The organism is Rhizobium sp. BT03 (assembly GCF_030053155.1).
Classification (GTDB): domain Bacteria; phylum Pseudomonadota; class Alphaproteobacteria; order Rhizobiales; family Rhizobiaceae; genus Rhizobium.
Genome location: NZ_CP125640.1, coordinates 3570001 through 3590698, shown reverse-complemented (window position 1 = coordinate 3590698; position 20698 = coordinate 3570001). Strand labels below are relative to the sequence as shown.

Here is a 20698-nt window from a genome sequence, read left to right as displayed (position 1 = left end):
CTGCCGATCCTGCCCGAAGTCGGAAGATACGCTGCTCTCCCCGTCCCCTCCAAGCTGCCAGTACCTCGTTGCTCCGTAATCTCGCCATTTTGGACTAGGACGACATGACCTCAAGCACGATCTTCAGCGGTGTTTCCCCCCTATCCCTGCCTGCCGCCGCAGCCGCTGGCGGGAACGCGCCGCTGACCCTGCGGGACATGCTCTTTTTTCTCAGAATGCGCTGGCTATGGATCGTGGCCACGACCTTTGCCTTTCTTGCAATGGCCGGCAGCTACCTTATCACCGCCGCGCCGACTTACGTTGCCACCACGCAACTTGTGATCTTCCCCCAGGTGAACAGCTCCGAGGCTCAAAGAGCCTTCGCGGAAGACGCCTTCATAGAAGGGCAGCTGGAGATTGCCCGATCGAGCGATGTCATCGGCGGGACGGTAAGAGCGCTCGATCTTGATAGCGATCCCGACTTTGTCGATTGGAAACCTTCGCTGCTCGACAAGACGAAGGAGTGGCTTCTGGGAATTTCTGCTCAAGTGGATACGGGGCAGGACGCGGCAGGCATGCGAACGAGTGAAACGCCGCCCAGACCGCGCACAGAGGAGGAACGGCTCCACGACCTGGCAATCGCCACGCTGCAGAGCATGATGGACATACGCCGGATCGGGAGTTCGACGATCATCGAGATATCGGCTGCAGCATCGAGCCCTCAGAAGGCCGTCGCCATCGCCGATACGCTCGCCAGGCAATATATCCAGAAGAATATCGCAATGAAGGCCGATGCTTCCCGCCAATATAGCGACTGGCTGGAAAAATTCATCAGGGAGCAGCAGCGCGGGCTAGCCGATGCCTCCAGCGCCCTGAACACATTCAACAGCAATCCGCGCGACCAGTTCAAGCTTGCGGAGCTGCAGAGCGCGACGGATGCCCGCCGCACCCTTTATGAAAGCACGCTGACCCAGCTTACCGAAGCCAAACAGCGCATAACCTACCCCGTCTCCGACGCCACGATCGTCTCGCGGGCCACACTGCCTCTTTCGAAGGCAAGGCCGCGCAGCACGCTCATCATCGCCTTTGCCGGGGCGGTCGGCCTCGGCGTCGGCATGGCGCTCGCCATGATAAGGCACGCCAGCGACCGCCGGATCGTCCGTCCTCAGCAGATCGCGGATGCCGGCGGAGTGTCCATCGTCACCTTGCTGGCAAGATCGAAGCAGAACCGGACCGGGCATCCTGCCCGCTTCCTCGCCGCCGGCACGGACAGCGGCAATACGGCCGCCTATCCTGTTCTTCCCGGCATGGCGGAATTGAGCGCAACCATCGTCGGTCTTCGCCGCAAGCGCCGCGTCGTCATCGGGATCGTCGCCGTCGACCCCGGCAGCGGCGCATCGACCATTGCATGCGAACTGGCGGTGCTGTCATCGCTTTCAGGCGCGCACACGCTGCTGATCGATGCGGCTGCGCAGACATCCTCGCTCAGCAAATCGATCGCGCCTCATACATCCGCAGGTCTCGTCGATGTTCTCGACAATGGCGAGCTGATCCAGACGGCGGCGTTGCCCCTCACCCCGACCCTGAAATTCCTGCCGCTCGGCAAGGTGGAAGCAGTGACGCCGGCCGTTCGTCTCAGTTCCCGTCGCACGCAGTTGAGCTTCGCCGACCTGAAAAAGGAATTCGACGCCATATTCGTCGATATTTCCGCATTCTCGACTTCGCCTGATGCCAATGCGATCGCACCGGAGCTGGATGGCGTCCTCGTGGTCACCTCGCATGGGCACACCTCGATCGACGATACCGTGCGCGTCATCGAGACCATGCGCAATGTCGGCGCCGAGATCGTCGGCGCGATCATCAACCATGCACCGAAGAGAATAGAGTCATGATCTCACCTTCGGCAGGAGCAGCAAGACAGGACCGTCCATTGCGGATTGCCTTGGGGATCGCCTCGGCGGGGCGCCCTTCGATACTGCGGGAGACGATCGACTATCTCACCGGCCTGCCGGACCAGGCGGAACGGCTCATCGTCTGCGTGCCTGTCATCGAGGATGCCGCCGGGCTCGCCGGCCGCCGCGATGTGGAAATCATCGTCGGCAGCCGCGGCCTGACCGCCCAGCGCAACAGGATCATCCAGGCCGCGGCGGCCGATACAGACGTTCTGATTTTCCTCGATGACGACTTCATTCCCGCCGCGACTTTCCTGGCGCGCATGGCAGCCGTCTTTGCAACAAAGCCAGAGGTGGCAATCGCGACCGGCGAGGTGCTGGCCGACGGCGTCCTCGACGGGGGCCTCAGCATGCCGAAGGCCCTGGAGGTTCTCGAGACGGCCGGCGAAACCGCCGAACGTGTGGCGGATATCTACAACGCCTATGGATGCAACATGGCGGTTCGCCTTGCGCCGGTTATCGAGCACGCCCTGACCTTCGACGAGCAGCTGCCGCTTTACGGCTGGCTCGAGGATGTCGATTTCAGCAGGACCATCGCCCGCCACGGCCGGTCCGTGCACGTCGAAGGCGCCCGCGGCGTGCATCTCGGCGTCAGATCCGGACGCCAGCCCGGCCGAAGGCTCGGCTATTCGCAGGTCGCCAATCCTGTCTACCTGATCCGCAAGGGCACGATGTCGAAAGGCCGTGCAATCGCGCAGATCGGCCGCAACATCCTGGCAAATATGTCGGGCGCCCTGTTGAAGGACCGCCTGATCGACCGGTGGGGACGTTTGAACGGCAATTTGCTGGCGCTGTCCGATCTTCTTGTCGGCCGCGCCTCTCCGTCCCGCATTCTCGAGTTCGGCACTCCGTCGCCGCGCGAGATGCCTTCGCCGTCGATCGCAACGAAACGGAGATAGACCAATGCAGCCTACATCCTTGTTCGATCGCCTCGTCTCCGCCGCACTCGCCTTGCTGGCATTCTGCTGCCTGACCGGCTGGAGCGTCGCTCACGCGCAAACATTCACTCTCGTGCCGGAAGACAAGGTCAGGCTGCGCGTCGTCGAATGGCGGTCATCGGATTCCCGCTATGCCAGCTGGGAGGCTCTCGATGGCGTCTATACCATTGATGATGCCGGCAATCTGTCGATCCCGATCGCCGGCCACCTGCAGGCGAATGGAAAGACGACCGAGCAACTTGCCGATGCCATTGCCGGCGCGCTGGCCGAAAAGTCCGCACTTCCGGGCAAGCCGTATATCGCCCTGGAGATCGCCGAGCATGCGCCGATTTTCGTCACCGGAACCGTGCAGACCCCCGGCCGCTATGCTTTTGAGCCCAACATGACTGTCATGAAGGCCGTCAGCATCGCCGGCGGCTTCCTGCGGGAACGCGAAGACAATACCTATTTCGAACGCGACCGGATCCAGGCTGCCGGCGCCTACCGAACGGCCGCCCTCAACCGGCGCGATCTGTTGATGCGGCAGGCGCGGCTGCGAGCCGAGATCGCCGGCGAGCAGAGTTTCGAAATCCCCGCCGAACTCCTGGGAACACCCGACGTGGACAAGCTGAAGGCCCAGGAATTGAACCTGATGCGGCTGCGGCGCGTCGACATCGCCAGCCAGATCGAAGCGGCGAACGACCTCACCCGCCTCTATGGCCAGCAGGCCGAGTCGCTGGAGGCCAAGATCAGTTCACAAAAACGGCAGATCGAACTTGCCCAGAAGGAACTGGACAATGTCAACAGCCTGGTGAGCAAAGGCCTAGTCAGCAATTCGCGCCAGGTCTCGGTCGACCGCTGGGTTGCGGATGCACAAGGCACACTGATCGATCTCGAAGTCGCTCTGACCACGGCGCGCCAGGGCCTCAGCGAGGCCGACCGTTCCAAGATCAACATCGTCAACCGGCAGAACAGCGAAAACCAGGACCTGCTGAACCAGGTCAATCTCGCGATCGGCAGGGCGACGATCGACATCCAGGTGGCCCAGCTTCTGGGCGAACAGGCCGGCTATGACGCTCAACTCGCGCAGATCAACACGGAGGCGCCGGGCCTCGGCAGGGCGCAGAAGAATTACCGGATCGTGCGCCGCAACGACGACGGAACCTCCCGCAGCATCGTGGCGGACGAGCAAACCGCATTGCTGCCGCACGATCTTATCGAGGTCGGTTTGGATACCAACCTTCAGACGCCAGCTTCGCCGCCGCAGACTGCACCGCAGAAACAGAGCTCGACGGTCCCGTCTTCCGATGTGGCCGGGGACAATCGCCCGGCTCCCGGCTGGGTCTCCCAGTCAGGATCGAATTAGGAGACGGCTGTGATCATCGACGACAGCGGGCGGCTTTCGCCTTGCCCATCCCGCCGAAAGATGGACGCCGCTTTTCGGCAAAAGCGATGCTTCCGCCGCTCGCCCTCCGGCGTGGGATCTGAAGCATGTCGATAGAGCCGATCGGTTTCATGGTTTTGCTGCTTGGCGTGCTCAGCATGCTCAACGGCGCGCGCTTTGCCATCACCGCCCTTTGCCTTTCGACGCTGCTGGGAGCCGCAGCGGCTCTGCAATTGCCGGCGCTCGGCGGCAGCAGCATCCAGCCGAGCCATCTTCTGGTGCTCTTTCTCGTCATGACGGCCCTGCTGCGCCCGGTTCAGACGCAGGCGATGCTCGCCAGCATCGCCTATCCGGGGCCTGGCTTCTGGTTTGCCTGCTACATCCTGTTTTCCGTGGTGTCGTCCTTCTTCTTACCCCGTATCTTTGCCGGCGCGACCCTCGTTTACTCCTCCGCCAGAGATCCCTCGGGGATGATGTCGACGGTCGCGGCTCCACTGGCCCCGGGTTCGTCCAATCTCAGCCAGTCCGTCTACCTGCTCGGCGACCTCGCCTGCTTCGCCGTCATCGCCGGGCTTGCCCGGCTCGGCTATGGCCGCTTCATCGCACAGCAGCTGATCGTGGCGTCGATAGCCTGTTTTGCCTTCGCGCTGATCGACCTCGCAACGTTCCAGATCGGCCAGGCCCATGTGCTCGATATCATCAGAAATGCGAACTATACGATGCATACGGCCGAGACCATCCACGGCTTCAAGCGTATCGTCGGCCCCTTTCCCGAAGCGAGCATGTACGGCGCCGTCGCACTGGCTTATTTCGCCTTCACGCTCATGCTTTGGCTGGAGCGCGTCCAAAGCCGTATGGCTGGGTTGGCAACGCTTCTGATCGGCCCCACCATCGTGTTCTGCACCTCGACAACCGCCTATGTCGCGGGCGCCTTTATTGTCTGCATGTTCGTGCTGTTCTGCCTGAAACGACTGGTCGGCGGTCCCGCCACGACCCCGCACGTGACTTTCCTTGCGATCACGCTGTTTTTCATCCCCTGCGCCATCACCGCGCTCAGCCTTGTCCCCGATGCATGGAATTCCATCGCCGGCCTCCTGACCACCACCGTATCGGACAAGCTCCAATCGCAATCCGGCGAAGAGCGCACCGCTTGGAACACGCTGGCACTGATCGCATTCGTCGATACCGCCACTTTTGGCGCCGGACTGGGCACGGTTCGAGCCTCCAGTTTCATCGCTGCATTGCTGTCCAATGTCGGATTGACCGGCACCGTCCTGTTCGCCGTCTTCGTCTACAGCCTGGTGAGGGCAGCCGGCCGGTACAAATTTGGCGACCGCGAGACCCATGCGATCGGAATCGCCGCCGTGATGGCATCCATTGCACAGATCGGCTCCGCGGCGATATCAGGCAGCGGCACGGATCTCGGCTTGCTGTTCAGCACCTCGGCGGGGCTGGCCGCGGGCTGCCTGGCCGGACCTTATGCCCCACGGCATCGGGCGGCCTCATCGCCTGCGAACCAGCGCCTGGAGGCATCGGCATCTCGAATGAGAGCGCCGATGTTTGCAACGCGATGACGCCCGCTCAGGACTTTCGTCATGGATGGTGGCCTGTCGCAGCCTCAATGTCAGCCCTGCTGACGCTCGCTGGCGGCAGAAACATTGCCTGCGGAATTGCTCTCCCGCAGCCTGGCATTGCGCCGCAGGACACCCGACAGGAAGACGCCCGTCAGATAGCCGATCTCCATCAGCACGAGGATAGCGATGCCGGATCCGATCGCCGCAACTGCGGAGGAACCGTCCACGAAAACCACCCCGCCGAAGCCGATGGCCACAAGCAATGCAAAGACTGCGAAAGCCCAAGCGCGGATGCAAGCACCGGCAGCTATCGAAATCACGGCGGCGATCAGCGCGGTGATCAGCATCCGAATACCTCGTCTGTCCGTATCCCGACATGCGCCTCGGCCCCCATCGTCGTGCCGGGGAAGAAGATATCGAAACGCAGCCTCATCGCAGGCAGGGCATTCTTCATGGTGAATATCTCAGCAATGAAACACACGAAAACCGCCGGCAGCCGGATGCCGATAAGCCAACGGCCAAGACTGCATCTCGGCAATATATACCGGACTGGGCTTTCATACGACAGGCCCTTCGGCTCAATCAACAACAGTTCCCTCGACTTGGAAGGCGACGGCGATTCATCCCTGTTGCGAACGATCGGAAGGATGAGGACATGAACAATCAGTGCGTCGTCTACGTCACGGATGTCGAATATTCATTTCCGACTATTCTCTCGGCGCTTCAGGCTCGGAAATTCGCAAGCCCCGCGACCGATGTCTGTGTCCTGATGTCGGAACATCTCGATAATTTCGAGGAGCTGAAAGCCCTGCTCGCAGCGAGCGGGGTCGACTTGATCGATGCGACCGAAGCGCTGCAGGATTCGCTCGGCAAGCTCGACGGATCACATTTCCAGGGGCGGATCAGCGTCAGCACGATGGCCAAGCTCGTCCTTTGCGAAATCCTGCCTGCCAACTATACCCAGATCATCTACCTCGATGGGGACACGCAGATCGTCAGCGATCTCGGCAGGCTCGAAAATGCCTTTGTGCCCGAGGGCAGGTTTTTCGCGGCGCGCGACTACACGGCGATCCATGACTTCCTCGACACCGGAAAGAGCAGCCACTATTTCAACGCGGGGGTCTTGAAATTCCACCGCAACGGCTGGATCGGACAGGAGGCGCTTGAGCTTTTTGCTAGAAATCCCGAGGCCTGCGAGGGCAAGCATGATCAGGGCGCATTAAATTATGTCTGCGGTTCATCGCTCATCCTCATATCGAACCGCTGGAACTTTCCCAAGCAGTTCCTTCATCTGGTCAACATGTCCTCCTTGTCGATCGTCCATTATATGGCGCATCCGAAGCCGTGGCACGGCACCTTCTTTCCTTGGACCGATAGAGAAAGCCAAGTCTATGTCGATCTGCGCAAAGCACATCCGATTTACCACTCGCTGTATCGCGGAATAAGCTTCGATCGTAAGCTCCTCTATAAGTACCGGTCGATGCGGGCGCGCATCGAACATGCAATCGAGAAGGATGGATCCAGTCCGCGGGTCCAGAGCCTGCTGGTTGGCGATTACGCCGTGTGACGCATGGTCCGCCTGAGGACGAATATCCGCGTGACTGATCTCGGCATCGCGGTCGCCCCTCTATTTGCAGGCGGAAGCACAACGAATGTTCGGGACAGACTATGAGCTATAAGGCTTCCGCCGCCAGTATTTCGCACTATACGAAAGCCCGCCTGCGCCGCTCGCTCAAGGCTCGGCAGGTTCGCTACGACCTGCTGCGCAGCGGGCTCAAGCAGGCGCGTCATGTCGTCATCTGCGTCATCCGCGACGAGGGCCACCGGCTGGCATTCTTCCTGCAGTATTATCGCGATCTCGGCTTCGAGCACTTCATCTGCATCGACAACGGCTCCACCGATGGCACGGCCGAATTGCTGTCCGGCTTCGACGATGTCTCCCTTCTTTCTGCGCACGGATCCTACAAGGCGGCGAGATTCGGGAACGATTGGATCAACGAAGTCATCAACCGGCACTGCCAGGAGAAATGGGTTCTCTATGTCGACGCCGACGAGTTCCTGGTCTATCCGCATTGCGACACACGGCCGATCGATCAACTGACCGCCTATATCGGCTCCACCGGCGGCCGTTCGCTGCGCTCGGTGATGATCGACATGTACAGCCCGCATCCCGTTCTCGAAAACATATGCGAACCCGGCCGCAATCCGCTCGAGGTCTGCAATCTCTTCGACCGATCCGGCTATGTCGCGCATTTCGACGAACGCAACGAGACGATATGGATCAAGGGCGGCGTTCGCGGGCGGGTCTATTTTCACGACCGGCTCTGGGACGGCCCCGCGCTCAACAAGATACCTCTGGTCTATATCGAGGGTGAACGTCTTTTTCTCAAATCATCGCATCAGGTCTGGCCGCTTTCCCTGAATTTGGGCGACATGCGCGGAGCGCTCGGCGTATCCGGCGCCCTTCTGCATTTCAAGTTCCTGTCGAGCTTCGTGCACAAGGTTGCCGATGCGGCGCACCGATCCCAACACACGGAGGAATATGCCGTATATTCCTCGAGCAGGGATATGGATGACTTCGTCTGCGACGATACCGGCACCTACCGAAGTTGGAAGGATCTCTCCGATCACGGGCTCATTCAGGGTGAAGGCTGGAAATACTGGAGGAATGCGTCGGAAAGCGAAGTCTAACCTATATTGTCGGGAAGCCGCTCCGACCACGTCAAACACAAAACCCGCCGGCGGCGGGTTTTGTAGGCTTTCGCTGCCGCATTCTTTTGTCGAGGCGCCCCTCAAGCAAGCGACTCCATACCCTCGGCATAAGCTTCCAGCGCCTTCCGATTGAGAATGCGGATTTTGCCCTGCGTGCCGTCGACCACTTTGCTTTCGCGCAAGCGCCGCAGACACTGGTTGACCTTTTCGCGCGACGCCGGCAGCGTCGCGGCCAGGTCATGTTGGGAGATGATCAGCTCATCGCCGCTATGTAGCGCATCCACTTTGTACAAGGCAGAAAGGCGCAGCAGCGTCCGGGCCAATCTCTGCCTTAGGCTCGATCCGGCGTTGGAAATGATCCGCAGCTCGAGTTCGGAAACACGCGCCAGCGCCTTCGACAGGATCTTCACCTGAAATTGCGGATCGTTCGCACACAGATCCCGCAGCAAACGACCATCGAAGTAGTGCAGTTCGCAGTCCGATGAGGCCCGATATTCCAGGCTGAGGGATTGCTTGCGCAGCACCTCCAATTCGCCGATCAAGCCGCCTTTTGGAATGATTTCCACGATGAACTCCCGCCCATCTGCAAGCGGCGTGCTTGCGCTCACCATTCCGCGCTGGACGCGGGCGAACATGTCGACGGCGTCACCGGCGCCGGCAATCACCTCACCGCGGCGAAACTTTCGAACACCCGAACGGCAAAACGGGAACTCGTAATCCAAATCCCCTTGGCCGCCGTATATAATACCGACTGGCCCGCAAGTAACCGCTTCGCCTCTTCGCGCCGCGCTTCCTCTAGTCTTTTTATCTCTGGTGCTAATCACCCCGTCCATACGCGCGGCTCCACGCAGACTAATATCGTCAGCAACATTCGTAATCCGTTAAATTAGAAAGTAAATAGTAATAATAGAAAAACATATTCTGAATTTATACATAAATCATGACGATCACTCATATTTATATATAACACGATCTATATTGAATTCTACAGGATGCAACAGCTGGAAACTACGCTGGGATTTTTATACAATTTACGACAATTGTCTAATTGAAGAATAAACCTCCACCATAGAAGCACAACGCCACAGATCCATATTAATATTAGTAACATTTTGCTTATACGCTTTACATTACAAATAATATATTAAATAACCCCAAGAGCATCTTCAGATAGTAAAGAATATATTCAGCATTGTGACCTCAGTCACAGACGTCGAAATTATATTCAAACAAGCTTTGGCTGTTATTTCTGGAATTCGCCCAACGGAGACGCGGATGGCGGGAAAAAATCAGGGAATCAACCTAACTGAACCTTGGCAGGATTGCACCGGCGTGCAACGGCAAGGGCGTCCATTCAATTCGTCAAAATCCCCTAAGATCAGCAGAATTCTGAAGCGTGCATTGGACATCGTCATTTCGGCGTCTCTCTTATTCCTTCTGTCGCCGATCCTTCTATCGGTAGCAGTCATCATAGCGCTAAGCGATCGGGGCACCGTCTTCAATTCCGATCGGCGGATCGGCTATAGAGGAAAAGAGTTCGATTGCCTGAAGTTTCGGACGACGGGAGCCGACGCAACAGCCGGCCTGCATGTGACTGTTGTCGGCGACATCCTGACGCGATCGAACCTCGACAAACTTCCGCTATTGATCAACGTGCTACTCGGGCAAATGAGCCTCGTCGGGCCTCGCGCCATTCCCAAAGAAGAACTGCCGCGTTACGGCGAACATGCCTATGCCTATATCGCGGTCCGTCCCGGCCTGACCGGCCACTGGCAGATCAGCGAACGCGTCAGTTATCAGAACAGCGTTTTGCTCGACGTCGAATATCTGCGCAAATGGACACTCGCGTTGGATTTCGCGATCATGGCAAAGACTCTGGCAGCTCTGCTTTCCCGGCATGCCCTATTGCCCAAAATGGACGCATAGGATCGTTCCGTTTTCCCCAATAGCTCGAGGCCGCATCCTGCCTCCTCCGCCACGGCATTATCCGTGGGGACGCTTGCCGGTCATATGAGAGCGTTCTGTGATCGAGTTCCTTCTCCGGCGCCCTTGGATATGCCCCCATAACGAATAGGCAAATAGACCCGCCAGATAGCTTACTTCCATCAGGACAAGCGCTTCGAGGCAGTAGACGATCGCTTCCGAAAAGGAAGAACCTTTCAGCAGGATTACGGCACCCCAGGCAACGACTAGGAGAAATGCAAATATTGCAAAGGCCGAGGCGCGTATGGTCGCTCCGGCGGCGATGGAGACAGCAACCACGATAAGCGCGCTCTTCAGCATTAGTCTGCTCCTCTGTCCACGCCTCCTTCAAGCCACCGTCTGCCTTCAATGACATGACAAACCCAAAGTCGAAACGAAGTCCGATCAAAGTATTTTATCGATTATTGTTAAAATATTGCTAATAACCCCTGAGCAAATCGACCAACTCAAGCGCAGAATATTCGGCTATTCATGCGCAAGGGCCGTCCTGTCGTCCAAAACCAAAAGATGCTTGGAGCATGCAGGAAGATTTAATGCATGTCATCCGAAGGTGTGCAGCGTATAACGCCTCTGCACGCGCGATGATCCAATGGCGGGTATCGTCCCAGCAGGCGATGGCGACGACGTCAGTGATGTCCAGCAAGGCTGCTCCACGCCCAGCCGTCGCAACAGGCGGATGTTCCTCCCCGGCAATCGCCCACGGTTCAACCAAACAGGGCTCGCCGGTGACTGGCGAGCCCTGCTGATATCCTCGGGACTGGTATCGATGAGCCTATTTCGGGACTGCGGCGGCCAATTGCCGTTTTACACCGCGCTGGAGGCTGAGATTTTCAAGCCAAGTGACCTGTTTCCTCAATTTCAACGCCGGCTTTTCAATGAATCTCCACGAGAAGGCGGCAAAGCAAGTGGCAACGATGCTGCAGACAATACCGTTCAACCACCAGTTATGCGCCCAAGGCCCGAGCGCCACGAACGCCTGTTGAATGGGATAGCCATAGAGAAAGACGCCGTAGGAATAGTCGGCCCCATTGAGAATGCCGAGCTTGCGGGGCGAGGTCAGCCCGAGAAAGACGGTGACATATCCCATTGCCGGAATGGCAATGAAATCCCCAAAGGAAGTAAACCAGTAGGCCCATAATATGATTGCCGCCGAGGCAAGGAAAATTCTCACATCCCACAGAACCTTGTCCTTGTAGAGATAGAAGGTCACCCCCACGAGAAACGCACAGATGAGCAGATTACCGGACGCGGTCGTCGGCATCGTTGCCCAATCGCTCTCGTGCTTCCAATACCTTGCGATACCGAAGCCGATGATCAAAGCCGGCGTTGCGACAAGGGCGATCACCCGCCGCCTGACCACGCCGAGCAGAAACAGCGCGGCGATCGCGGCATAGCACTCAAGCTCGAAGGGCACCGTCCAGAGCTGCCCGTTCACCATCGCGGCGTCGGGATTATCCAGGAATACGCCGGGCAGATTGAAGTGGATGTGACCTGTGACATTCAGCAGATAGGTAAAGAACTGCGGATCGGTGAAATAGTCACTGAGGTCATACTCTGTATAGATCGCCCCGAGTATAAAGGCAGCCAGTAATACCTCCACCGCAAGCGCAGGGTAGATCCGGATAAACCGATTACCGAGAAAGGAGATCAATGTCTTCGACCGTTCAAGACTGCCGGCCACCAGGAACCCGCTCAGGACGAAGAACATGGGCAGCACCGATTTGATGAAAGGACGGAAGGGTGACTCCCAGAGAAACAGGTCATCGCCGTAGGTGACACGGGCCGTATGTATCCAAAGCACTGAGAAGGCTAACAGCAATCGCATATAGTCGAATCCTGTCGGTCGCCCTTTTGCTAGATCAAGCTTTTCGCCGAGAAACATCTGTGGCCCTTTCAGAAGTATTGACTCGATTTGGAATGCCAAACTGTTGCCGCAGTGCGGCGGCGGCATCATTGCCGGGTCGGGGCCACGTGTCAGTGACCAGAGGTACATCAGGAAAAATTGAACGAGAGAGCGCCCCTCTCCCGAGGACGAGAAAAGCTGACCATCGACCCAATGGCCCTGCACTTGCCGGGGGCGCCATGCGACGGTCGGAGTTGGACCAGGCGATCGGGCGGCGGATTGGATGAGGAAATCATGAAATTTCTGGCCACCCTGTTTTTTATTGCGCTCGCCTTCGCCGGATTGGGTCTGATGGGAGGCGGCGTCTTGCTGCTCAGCCTCGGCGGCTCGCCCTATTACGCGACCGCCGGGACTGCCTATCTGGCTGCCGCGCTTCTGCTGTGGCGCCGGCGGACGTCAGGCGCCCTTATCGTGCTGCTTGTCGCCGTTTTCACCCTTCCCTGGGCACTATGGGAGTCGGGTTTCAATTTCTGGGCGCTCTTTGCGCGTTTGATGTCCCCCATCGCGCTGGCGGGCTTTGCACTTCTCTTTGCGCCGTCGCTTTCGCCAACCGCCAACCGCAAACTCTTCTATGGCGGCACCTTGATTGCGGTGATCCTCTTCACCGTCGGTTTCAGCCTTGCTTTCACGCCGCATGGGCTGATTCGCCCCGCCGCCGGCATCCCCGCCTACAAGACCGCCAAGGGTGACAACTCGCCCTCCGACTGGACATCCTATGGCCGCAGCACGGCCGGAGATCGCTACTCCCCGTTCGATCAGATCAACCGCGGCAATGTTGCCAAGCTCGATCTTGCCTGGACGTATCGCACCGGTAAAAGCGATGGCGCCGATCAGAACACGCCTCTGCAGATCGGCGATACGGTCTACACCTGCACGCCGACAAATGTGATCGCAGCGCTTGATGCAGATACGGGCAAACCCCGCTGGACCTTCGATCCCAAGGCGGCGGCGCCCTACTGGCAACGCTGCCGCGGTCTCGGCTACTACAAGATGCCCCAGGAGGCCCAATCCGCCGACGGTCTTTGCAATGAACGCTTGGTGCAGACGACGATCGATGCCCGTCTCCTGGAGATCGACAGCAAGACCGGCGCGCCCTGCAGAGACTTCGGAGACAATGGCACCGTGCAGCTTTCCCAGGGCATGGGTGAAGTCAAGTCAGGTTATTATTTCCAGACGTCGGCGCCACTGATTGCCCGCAATCTGATCGTCATCGGAGGCTGGGTCATAGACAATCAGGAAGTCGGCGAACCCTCGGGCGTCATCCGCGCCTTCAATGTCGTGACCGGCGAGCTCGAATGGGCATGGGATCTCGGCAACCCCGAGATCACCAAACTCCCGCCGGAGGGCCAGACTTATACGCGGGCCACGCCCAACATGTGGACGACGGCCGCATTCGACGACAAGCTCGGCCTCATCTATGCGCCTCTCGGCAATACCACGCCGGATTATTACGGCGTCAATCGTCCGGCCTTCGCCGATCAATACAACGCCACGTTGGTGGCGATCGATGTCACGACGGGACGGGAGAAATGGAAGTTCCAGACCGTGCATCACGATATCTGGGACTATGACCTGCCGGCCCAGCCGGTTCTGATCGACCTTCCCGACGGCAATGGCGCCACAATCCCTGCTCTCCTGCAAACCACCAAGCGCGGGCAGCTTTTCCTGCTCAACCGCCAGACCGGTGCACCGCTTGCCGAGGTTCAGGAGAAGCCGGTGCCGCAGCAAGGCGGCGCGCCCGGGGAGAAATTGTCTCCGACGCAGCCCTATTCCGTCGGCATGCCGACAATCGGTGCGGAACGGGTGACGGAGCAGACGGCCTGGGGACTGACGATGTTCGATCAGCTGGCATGCCGCATCGCCTTTCGAAAGATGCGCTACGACGGCGATTTCACCCCGATCGGCCCGCAATATGCGATTCAGCAGCCGGGAAACCTTGGAGGCCTCAATTGGGGGAGCGTATCGGTCGATCTGCCCAACAACCGGGTCTTCCTGAACGACATCCGCGTGCCCAGCCTCTTCGCCCTCATTCCCCGCGGGGAATATGTCGATTTTGCCCTCACCACGACCGCACACGGTCCCTCCGCCCCGCAGCGCGGAACACCTTACGGCATGGCCACCGAAATGTGGACATCGCGGCTCCGCGTTCCCTGCACGCAGCCGCCCTTCGGTACCGTCACAGCCGTGGATCTGAACACCCGCAAGATCGCATGGCAGGTCCCGGCCGGGACTGCCGAACAGCTCGGGCCATTCAAGATCAAAAGCAATCTGCCCATGCCGATGGGCCTGCCGAGTTATGCCGGCACGTCGGCGACTGCCGGCGGTGTCGTCTTCTTTGCCGGCTTTCAGGATTATTATATCCGCGCCTATGACGCCGAGAACGGTGACGAGCTCTGGAAATATCCCCTGCCGGTCGGCGCGAGTGCAACGCCGATGACCTACGTCTCGCCCAAAACCGGCAAGCAATATGTCGTGATATCGGTTGGCGGCGCCCCATATTCGAGGGATGTCGGCGACTACGTCTTTGCCTTCTCGCTGAAAAACGGAGAATAGCCGCGGCATCGCGTCCGCTTTACCAACGATCGTCAAGCCCTGACGCGCCCCCTTCTCATGAAGGCGATGGCGACGTTGCCGGTCACACTGTGCTATTTCGGTCCGAAGACGAACTGAGGCTACGAGCGTGACTCGAAAACTGGCGGCGATCCTGGTCGCGGATGTGGTCGGCTACAGCCGTCTCGCCGGTGCGGACGAGGATCGCATCCTGGCGCGGCTGCGAACATTGCGCAGCGATCTGGTCGATCCGACCATCGCCGTGCACAACGGCCGTGTCGTCAAGCGCACCGGAGATGGAAGCCTCATCGAGTTTCGCAGCGTCGTCGACGCCGTGCGCTGCGCGATCGAGGTGCAGACTGCCATGGTCGAGCGCAATATCGGCGTGCCCCCCGAGCATCGTATCGAGTTCCGGGTCGGGATCCATCTGGGCGATGTGGTCGAGGAGAGCGGCGGCGACCTGATGGGCGACGGCGTCAACATCGCCGCCCGCTTGGAGGGAGTTGCCAGGCCCGGCGCCATCTGTCTTTCCGAAGATGCCTACCGCCAGGTGAGAGCGCGGCTTGATCTCGCCGTGACCGATCTCGGCCAAATCCAGCTCAAGAATATCGCTGAGCCGATGCGGGTCTATTTGCTGCAGGTCGGCCCCGTCTCGCAGCCGGCCCCGGCACGGTCGCCGCGAGAACCGCCCGCGACGAGACCGCCTTCAGCTGCGGCCGTTCCCGACAAACCCTCCATCGCCGTGCTGGCCTTCAACAACATGAGAGGCGACGCCGAACAGGAATATTTCTCCGACGGGATCAGCGAAGACATCATCACCGACCTCTCGAAGCTCTCCGAATTGCACGTAATCGCCCGCAACTCGGCCGGAGAAGTGCCGACAGGCGTGGGAGAAGGCGCTCCAGATCAATCCGGATTTCTCCATCGAACGCCGCCGCCGCGTCCTCCCCTTCCGAAACCCAGAGGACTTTAACCACCGCGTTGAAGGGCTGCGCAAGGCGGGACTTATGGTCCCGGATGTCGGTCAATCCTGACAGAAATGCGGCTCGGACCGATGAGCGGGCAGCTCATTCGCGGGCGGGAATCCGAGAGTTTCATTTTTTCCCGTCCGCCAGTGCCTCTTTCCGCCGGCGACGCGGCAGGAGCGATTTGAGGTAGCGCCACAACGGCGAGATCACGTAGCCTGCGACCGGAATCGTGATCAAGCCGGCGACAATACCGACGATGCCTGCTCCGGTGGCCTCGACGGCCCATCGCAGCACGGAGGCCAGAACCGGAACGGCATGGGAGGCCACCTCCCCGGCATCATGGATGAGATGCGCAAGGCCGCCCACGCCATAGGCCTCGAGGCCGTGCACGATGATGCCGCCGCCGACCCAGATCATCGCAGCCGTTCCGACTAGACCGAGCACTTTCAGAAAATAAGGCATGCCCGTGACCAGCCCTCGACCGATCCCGCGCAGGAAAGCCCCCGCCGGAGGCGCCGTCTGCAAGCGCGCCATCATCAGACCCAGATCATCGGCCTTCACGATCAGCGCCACGCCGCCATAGACCATGGCCGTTATCCCCAGTCCAACGACCGCAAGGATGACGGCCTGCGTGAATAAGTTGCCTGATGGCACCGCGGCGAGCGTAATCGCCATGATTTCGGCCGACAGGATGAAATCGGTCTTGATCGCGCCGACGACCTTCTCGTCTTCGAGCGATTGCGCATCGAGGCTTGTCGTCTCGAGTGCAGATTCATGGGCGTGGGCTGCATGCGGCAGCACCACTGCGTAGACTTTTTCCACGCCCTCGTAGCAGAGAAAAAGTCCGCCGATCATAAGCAGCGGCGTGATCGCCTGCGGTGCGACGAGGCTGAGGATAAGCGCCGCGGGAAGCAGAATCAGAAGCTTGTTCTTCAGCGAACCCACGGCGATCTTGCCGATGATCGGCACTTCGCGTGCCGCCGAAAATCCGGTGACGTAGCGGGGTGTGACTGCCGCATCATCGATGACGACGCCTGCCGCTTTTGCGCCTGCCTTGGCTGCCTGGCCGGCAATATCGTCAAGCGAGGCCGCCGCCACCTTGGCCAAGGCGGCGATGTCATCAAGAAGGGCAATCAGGCCAACACTCATTCAAGTCTCCGTTAGGAAGATGGACTTAGATAATGAAAATGGAAAACCCGCCATCCAACGACCTCGAGGCGAGACGTGGCATCCCCGCCGGGAAGATGCCACGCACAGATCGCAACGGCAATGCCGCCTTTATTCACCCGGCGATCCCGCCTCGCCCTCAAAACGCCAAAAGCCCGCTTAGCAGCGGGCTTTTTTTTCGATAGGGAAGGATTTGGTTTCGGGGGCAGGCTTTGTGATTTTTCTGTCCCGCTGCGTCGGCTTTGCCTGCTTGCGGGCCCCTGATTAGGCGTTAAATCCTCGACCCGTTACCAAACAAAAAGCCCGCGCTGAGGCGGGCTATTTGTTTGGTTGCGGGGGCAGGATTTGAACCTGCGGCCTTCAGGTTATGAGCCTGACGAGCTACCGGGCTGCTCCACCCCGCGCCATGGCAAGTCTGATTGACTTGCTGAGTATTATAACACGAAAGGCCGCTTTGTGAGCGGCCTTTTGTTCCGGCGTTTGCCGTTAGTCAGTTTCATTGTGAGAAGATTTAAAGTTGCGTTTTGCAGACCTGGCAGCGACCTACTCTCCCGCGTCTTAAGACGAAGTACCATGGGCGCAGGGGCGTTTCACGGCCGTGTTCGGAAAGGGAACGGGTGCAGCCACCCCGCCATAACCACCAGGTCGGCAAAGCGCAACTTTATGTTTGAGAAGCTGGTGAAGTCCTATGACTTCGTTTTGAACACGTTTTAGAGCTCCAACCGGACGAACACTTCGTGTTCGCCGGGACCGGGCAAAGGCTGGCGCCTTCGCCTTGTCAGGACGACCGCTTTGCGGTCGCCTTGAGATGAGCACAGTCAATGAGAACGATCAAGCCGATCGAGCTATTAGTACCGGTAAGCTTCATGCGTTGCCGCACTTCCACACCCGGCCTATCAACGTGGTCGTCTTCCACGGCTCTGATAGGGAATACTCGTTTTCAGGTGGGTTTCCCGCTTAGATGCCTTCAGCGGTTATCCCGTCCATATATAGCTACCCTGCTATGCCCTTGGCAGGACAACAGGTCCACCAGAGATATGTCCATCCCGGTCCTCTCGTACTAGGGACAGATCCTGTCAATATTCCTACACCCACGGCAGATAGGGACCGAACTGTCTCACGACGTTCTGAACCCAGCTCACGTACCGCTTTAATTGGCGAACAGCCAAACCCTTGGGACCTGCTCCAGCCCCAGGATGCGATGAGCCGACATCGAGGTGCCAAACAACCCCGTCGATATGGACTCTTGGGGGTCATCAGCCTGTTATCCCCGGCGTACCTTTTATCCGTTGAGCGATGGCCCTTCCACGCGGGACCACCGGATCACTATGACCGACTTTCGTCTCTGCTCGACTTGTCAGTCTCGCAGTCAGGCGGGCTTATGCCATTGCACTCGACGACCGATTTCCGACCGGTCTGAGCCCACCATCGCGCGCCTCCGTTACTCTTTCGGAGGCGACCGCCCCAGTCAAACTACCCACCATACACTGTCCCGGACCCGGATGACGGGCCGCGGTTAGACATCCATGACGATAAGGGTGGTATTTCAAGGATGGCTCCACGGAAACTGGCGTCCCCGCTTCAAAGCCTACCACCTATCCTACACATGCCGACACGAATGCCAGTGTAAAGCTATAGTAAAGGTGCACGGGGTCTTTCCGTCTGACCGCAGGAACCCCGCATCTTCACGGGGAATTCAATTTCACTGAGTCTATGTTGGAGACAGCGGGGAAGTCGTTACGCCATTCGTGCAGGTCGGAACTTACCCGACAAGGAATTTCGCTACCTTAGGACCGTTATAGTTACGGCCGCCGTTTACTGGGGCTTCGATTCAAAGCTTGCACCTCTCCTCTTAACCTTCCAGCACCGGGCAGGCGTCAGACCCTATACGTCGTCTTGCGACTTCGCAGAGCCCTGTGTTTTTGATAAACAGTCGCTACCCCCTGGTCTGTGCCACCCCACAATAGTTGCCTACCATGGGGTCACGCTTCTTCCGAAGTTACGCGTGCAATTTGCCGAGTTCCTTCAACATAGTTCTCTCAAGCGCCTTGGTATACTCTACCTGACCACCTGTGTCGGTTTCGGGTACGGTCTATACGGTGGAGCTATTTCCTGGAACCGCTCCGCTGCCCATCCAATCCAATAAGAATGAACAACTTGTGCAATCCGTCACTACCACCAGGCCCACGAATATTAACGTGGTTCCCATCGACTACGCATTTCTGCCTCGCCTTAGGGGCCGGCTAACCCTGCTCAGATTAACTTTAAGCAGGAACCCTTGGTCTTTCGGCGAGAGGGTCTCTCACCCTCTTTATCGTTACTCATGTCAACATTCGCACTTCCGATACCTCCAGGAGCCCTCACGGGTCTCCCTTCATCAGCTTACGGAACGCTCCGCTACCACGTGTATTGCTACACATCCTCAGCTTCGGTGCATGGCTTCAGCCCCGTTACATTTTCGGCGCAAAGACCCTTATTTAGACCAGTGAGCTGTTACGCTTTCTTTAAATGATGGCTGCTTCTAAGCCAACATCCTGGTTGTTTTGGGATCCTCACATCCTTTCCCACTTAGCCATGACTTGGGGACCTTAGCTGGAGGTTAGGGTTGTTGCCCTTTTCACGACGGACGTTAGCACCCGCCGTGTGTCTGCCGAGTAGTACTCCCCGGTATTCGGAGTTTGGTTAGGATCAGTAAGACGGTGAGTCCCCATAGCCCATCCAGTGCTCTACCCCCGGGGGTATTCGCTCGACGCTCTACCTAAATAGATTTCGCGGAGAACCAGCTATTTCCGAGTTTGATTGGCCTTTCACCCCTAGCCACAAGTCATCCCAATCTATTGCAACAGATGCGGGTTCGGTCCTCCAGTTGGTGTTACCCAACCTTCAACCTGCTCATGGCTAGATCACTCGGTTTCGGGTCTAATGCAACGAACTATGACGCCCTATTCAGACTCGCTTTCGCTTCGCCTACACCTACCGGCTTAAGCTTGCTCGTTACACTAAGTCGTTGACCCATTATACAAAAGGTACGCCGTCACCCTTGCGGGCTCCGACTGTTTGTAGGCATCCGGTTTCAGGTTCTATTTCACTCCCCTTGTCGGGGTGCTTTTCACCTTTCCCTCACGGTACTTGTTCGCTATCGGTCATGCACGAGTACTTAGGCTTGGAGAGTGGTCTCCCCATGTTCAGACAGGATTTCTCGTGTCCCGCCCTACTCTAGGACAATCGTGATATCTACGCGTACGGGGCTGTCACCCACTACGGCCGCACTTTCCAGAGCGTTCCACTTTAATCACAATTGCCACTGGCCTGGTCCGCGTTCGCTCGCCACTACTTGCGGAGTCTCGGTTGATGTCCTTTCCTGCAGGTACTTAGATGTTTCAGTTCCCTGCGTTCGCTTCTTACACCCTATGTATTCAGGTGTAGATACCTTATAACAATGCTTGGAAACCCAAGCCGACCGCAGTCAGTTTGGATTTTCCAAGCATTTAAGGTGGGTTGCCCCATTCGGAGATCCATGGATCAAAGCTCATTCGCAGCTCCCCACGGCTTTTCGCAGCGTATCACGTCCTTCATCGCCTGTGCATGCCAAGGCATCCACCAAATGCC

At 58.5% G+C, this 20698-nt stretch carries 13 protein-coding genes, 1 tRNA gene, 2 rRNA genes and 1 pseudogene (1 of these 17 cut by a window edge); 9 read left to right on the top strand and 8 right to left on the bottom strand.

Features of this window, described 5'->3' with window-relative positions; translation table 11 throughout:
- The first annotated feature begins 104 nt into the window (after positions 1 to 104).
- The 4 genes from QMO80_RS17470 to QMO80_RS17455 all read left to right on the top strand — a co-directional run bounded on the left by QMO80_RS17470 (position 105) and on the right by QMO80_RS17455 (position 5806).
- Positions 105 to 1871 carry a Wzz/FepE/Etk N-terminal domain-containing protein gene (locus QMO80_RS17470; RefSeq protein WP_283197650.1) on the top strand — a complete coding sequence of 589 codons (1767 nt, stop codon included), beginning with the start codon at positions 105 to 107 and terminating at the stop codon, positions 1869 to 1871.
- Positions 1868 to 2830, top strand: a complete 963-nt coding sequence (locus tag QMO80_RS17465) for a glycosyltransferase family 2 protein (RefSeq protein WP_283197649.1) — start codon at positions 1868 to 1870, stop codon at positions 2828 to 2830. Before QMO80_RS17470 ends, QMO80_RS17465 begins: the two co-directional genes overlap by 4 nt.
- Before the next feature lie 4 nt (positions 2831 to 2834).
- On the top strand, positions 2835 to 4214 hold the full coding sequence (locus QMO80_RS17460; RefSeq protein WP_283197648.1) for a polysaccharide biosynthesis/export family protein: 1380 nt from the start codon (positions 2835 to 2837) through the stop codon (positions 4212 to 4214).
- A gap of 125 nt (positions 4215 to 4339) precedes the next feature.
- Positions 4340 to 5806 carry a hypothetical protein gene (locus QMO80_RS17455; protein ID WP_283197647.1) on the top strand — a complete coding sequence of 489 codons (1467 nt, stop codon included), beginning with the start codon at positions 4340 to 4342 and terminating at the stop codon, positions 5804 to 5806.
- 50 nt (positions 5807 to 5856) lie between these two features.
- Here QMO80_RS17455 and QMO80_RS17450 read toward each other — a convergent pair whose 3' ends face one another.
- Entirely contained in the window at positions 5857 to 6153 is a 297-nt protein-coding gene (locus QMO80_RS17450; RefSeq protein ID WP_283197646.1) for a hypothetical protein, read from the bottom strand.
- A 308-nt stretch (positions 6154 to 6461) separates the two neighbouring features.
- Between QMO80_RS17450 and QMO80_RS17445 the strand changes: the two genes are divergently transcribed.
- Positions 6462 to 7373: a glycosyltransferase gene (locus QMO80_RS17445; RefSeq protein WP_283197645.1), complete on the top strand. Its 912-nt coding sequence runs from the start codon at positions 6462 to 6464 to the stop codon at positions 7371 to 7373.
- 101 nt (positions 7374 to 7474) lie between these two features.
- Positions 7475 to 8497, top strand: coding sequence for a glycosyltransferase family 2 protein (locus QMO80_RS17440; protein WP_283197644.1), 1023 nt, complete (start codon positions 7475 to 7477; stop codon positions 8495 to 8497).
- 101 nt (positions 8498 to 8598) lie between these two features.
- Here QMO80_RS17440 and QMO80_RS17435 read toward each other — a convergent pair whose 3' ends face one another.
- On the bottom strand, positions 8599 to 9351 hold the full coding sequence (locus QMO80_RS17435; RefSeq protein ID WP_283197643.1) for a Crp/Fnr family transcriptional regulator: 753 nt from the start codon (positions 9349 to 9351) through the stop codon (positions 8599 to 8601).
- Positions 9352 to 9793: 442 nt separating this feature from the next.
- Between QMO80_RS17435 and QMO80_RS17430 the strand changes: the two genes are divergently transcribed.
- On the top strand, positions 9794 to 10444 hold the full coding sequence (locus QMO80_RS17430; protein WP_283197642.1) for a sugar transferase: 651 nt from the start codon (positions 9794 to 9796) through the stop codon (positions 10442 to 10444).
- A gap of 57 nt (positions 10445 to 10501) precedes the next feature.
- Here QMO80_RS17430 and QMO80_RS17425 read toward each other — a convergent pair whose 3' ends face one another.
- The gene (locus QMO80_RS17425) at positions 10502 to 10801 is read right to left on the bottom strand and encodes a hypothetical protein (RefSeq protein ID WP_283197641.1); all 300 of its coding nucleotides are present in this window, start codon (positions 10799 to 10801) and stop codon (positions 10502 to 10504) included.
- A gap of 472 nt (positions 10802 to 11273) precedes the next feature.
- A complete protein-coding gene (locus QMO80_RS17420) occupies positions 11274 to 12383 on the bottom strand; it encodes an acyltransferase (RefSeq protein ID WP_283197640.1) in 1110 nt (369 codons plus the stop codon).
- A gap of 255 nt (positions 12384 to 12638) precedes the next feature.
- On the opposite strand from QMO80_RS17420, the gene QMO80_RS17415 reads away from it, so the two are divergent.
- Together QMO80_RS17415 and QMO80_RS17410 are read left to right on the top strand one after the other, a co-directional pair.
- The gene (locus tag QMO80_RS17415) at positions 12639 to 14957 is read left to right on the top strand and encodes a membrane-bound PQQ-dependent dehydrogenase, glucose/quinate/shikimate family (protein WP_283197639.1); all 2319 of its coding nucleotides are present in this window, start codon (positions 12639 to 12641) and stop codon (positions 14955 to 14957) included.
- Between the two features lie 127 nt (positions 14958 to 15084).
- Positions 15085 to 15822, top strand: a pseudogene (locus tag QMO80_RS17410) (adenylate/guanylate cyclase domain-containing protein); the annotation flags it as partial.
- Between the two features lie 226 nt (positions 15823 to 16048).
- Here QMO80_RS17410 and QMO80_RS17405 read toward each other — a convergent pair.
- The 4 genes from QMO80_RS17405 to QMO80_RS17390 all read right to left on the bottom strand — a co-directional run.
- The gene (locus QMO80_RS17405) at positions 16049 to 17071 is read right to left on the bottom strand and encodes a DUF808 domain-containing protein (RefSeq protein WP_283197638.1); all 1023 of its coding nucleotides are present in this window, start codon (positions 17069 to 17071) and stop codon (positions 16049 to 16051) included.
- A gap of 345 nt (positions 17072 to 17416) precedes the next feature.
- Positions 17417 to 17493: transfer RNA gene (locus tag QMO80_RS17400), tRNA-Met, on the bottom strand.
- A 126-nt stretch (positions 17494 to 17619) separates the two neighbouring features.
- A 5S ribosomal RNA gene (rrf, locus tag QMO80_RS17395) occupies positions 17620 to 17734 on the bottom strand.
- Between the two features lie 182 nt (positions 17735 to 17916).
- Positions 17917 to 20698 (bottom strand): 23S ribosomal RNA (locus QMO80_RS17390) (it continues 16 nt past the right edge of the window).

Excerpts from the sequence above, each read along its gene's own strand:
- QMO80_RS17430 (WP_283197642.1), top strand. The coding sequence starts at position 9,794 with ATGGCGGGAAAAAATCAGGGAATCAACCTAACTGAACCTTGGCAGGAT.
- QMO80_RS17445 (WP_283197645.1), top strand. The coding sequence starts at position 6,462 with ATGAACAATCAGTGCGTCGTCTACGTCACGGATGTCGAATATTCATTT.
- QMO80_RS17455 (WP_283197647.1), top strand. The coding sequence starts at position 4,340 with ATGTCGATAGAGCCGATCGGTTTCATGGTTTTGCTGCTTGGCGTGCTC.
- QMO80_RS17440 (WP_283197644.1), top strand. The coding sequence starts at position 7,475 with ATGAGCTATAAGGCTTCCGCCGCCAGTATTTCGCACTATACGAAAGCC.
- QMO80_RS17470 (WP_283197650.1), top strand. The coding sequence starts at position 105 with ATGACCTCAAGCACGATCTTCAGCGGTGTTTCCCCCCTATCCCTGCCT.
- QMO80_RS17450 (WP_283197646.1), bottom strand. The coding sequence starts at position 6,153 with ATGCTGATCACCGCGCTGATCGCCGCCGTGATTTCGATAGCTGCCGGT.
- QMO80_RS17435 (WP_283197643.1), bottom strand. The coding sequence starts at position 9,351 with ATGGACGGGGTGATTAGCACCAGAGATAAAAAGACTAGAGGAAGCGCG.
- QMO80_RS17465 (WP_283197649.1), top strand. The coding sequence starts at position 1,868 with ATGATCTCACCTTCGGCAGGAGCAGCAAGACAGGACCGTCCATTGCGG.
- QMO80_RS17425 (WP_283197641.1), bottom strand. The coding sequence starts at position 10,801 with ATGCTGAAGAGCGCGCTTATCGTGGTTGCTGTCTCCATCGCCGCCGGA.
- QMO80_RS17405 (WP_283197638.1), bottom strand. The coding sequence starts at position 17,071 with ATGAGTGTTGGCCTGATTGCCCTTCTTGATGACATCGCCGCCTTGGCC.
- QMO80_RS17415 (WP_283197639.1), top strand. The coding sequence starts at position 12,639 with ATGAAATTTCTGGCCACCCTGTTTTTTATTGCGCTCGCCTTCGCCGGA.
- QMO80_RS17420 (WP_283197640.1), bottom strand. The coding sequence starts at position 12,383 with ATGTTTCTCGGCGAAAAGCTTGATCTAGCAAAAGGGCGACCGACAGGA.
- QMO80_RS17460 (WP_283197648.1), top strand. The coding sequence starts at position 2,835 with ATGCAGCCTACATCCTTGTTCGATCGCCTCGTCTCCGCCGCACTCGCC.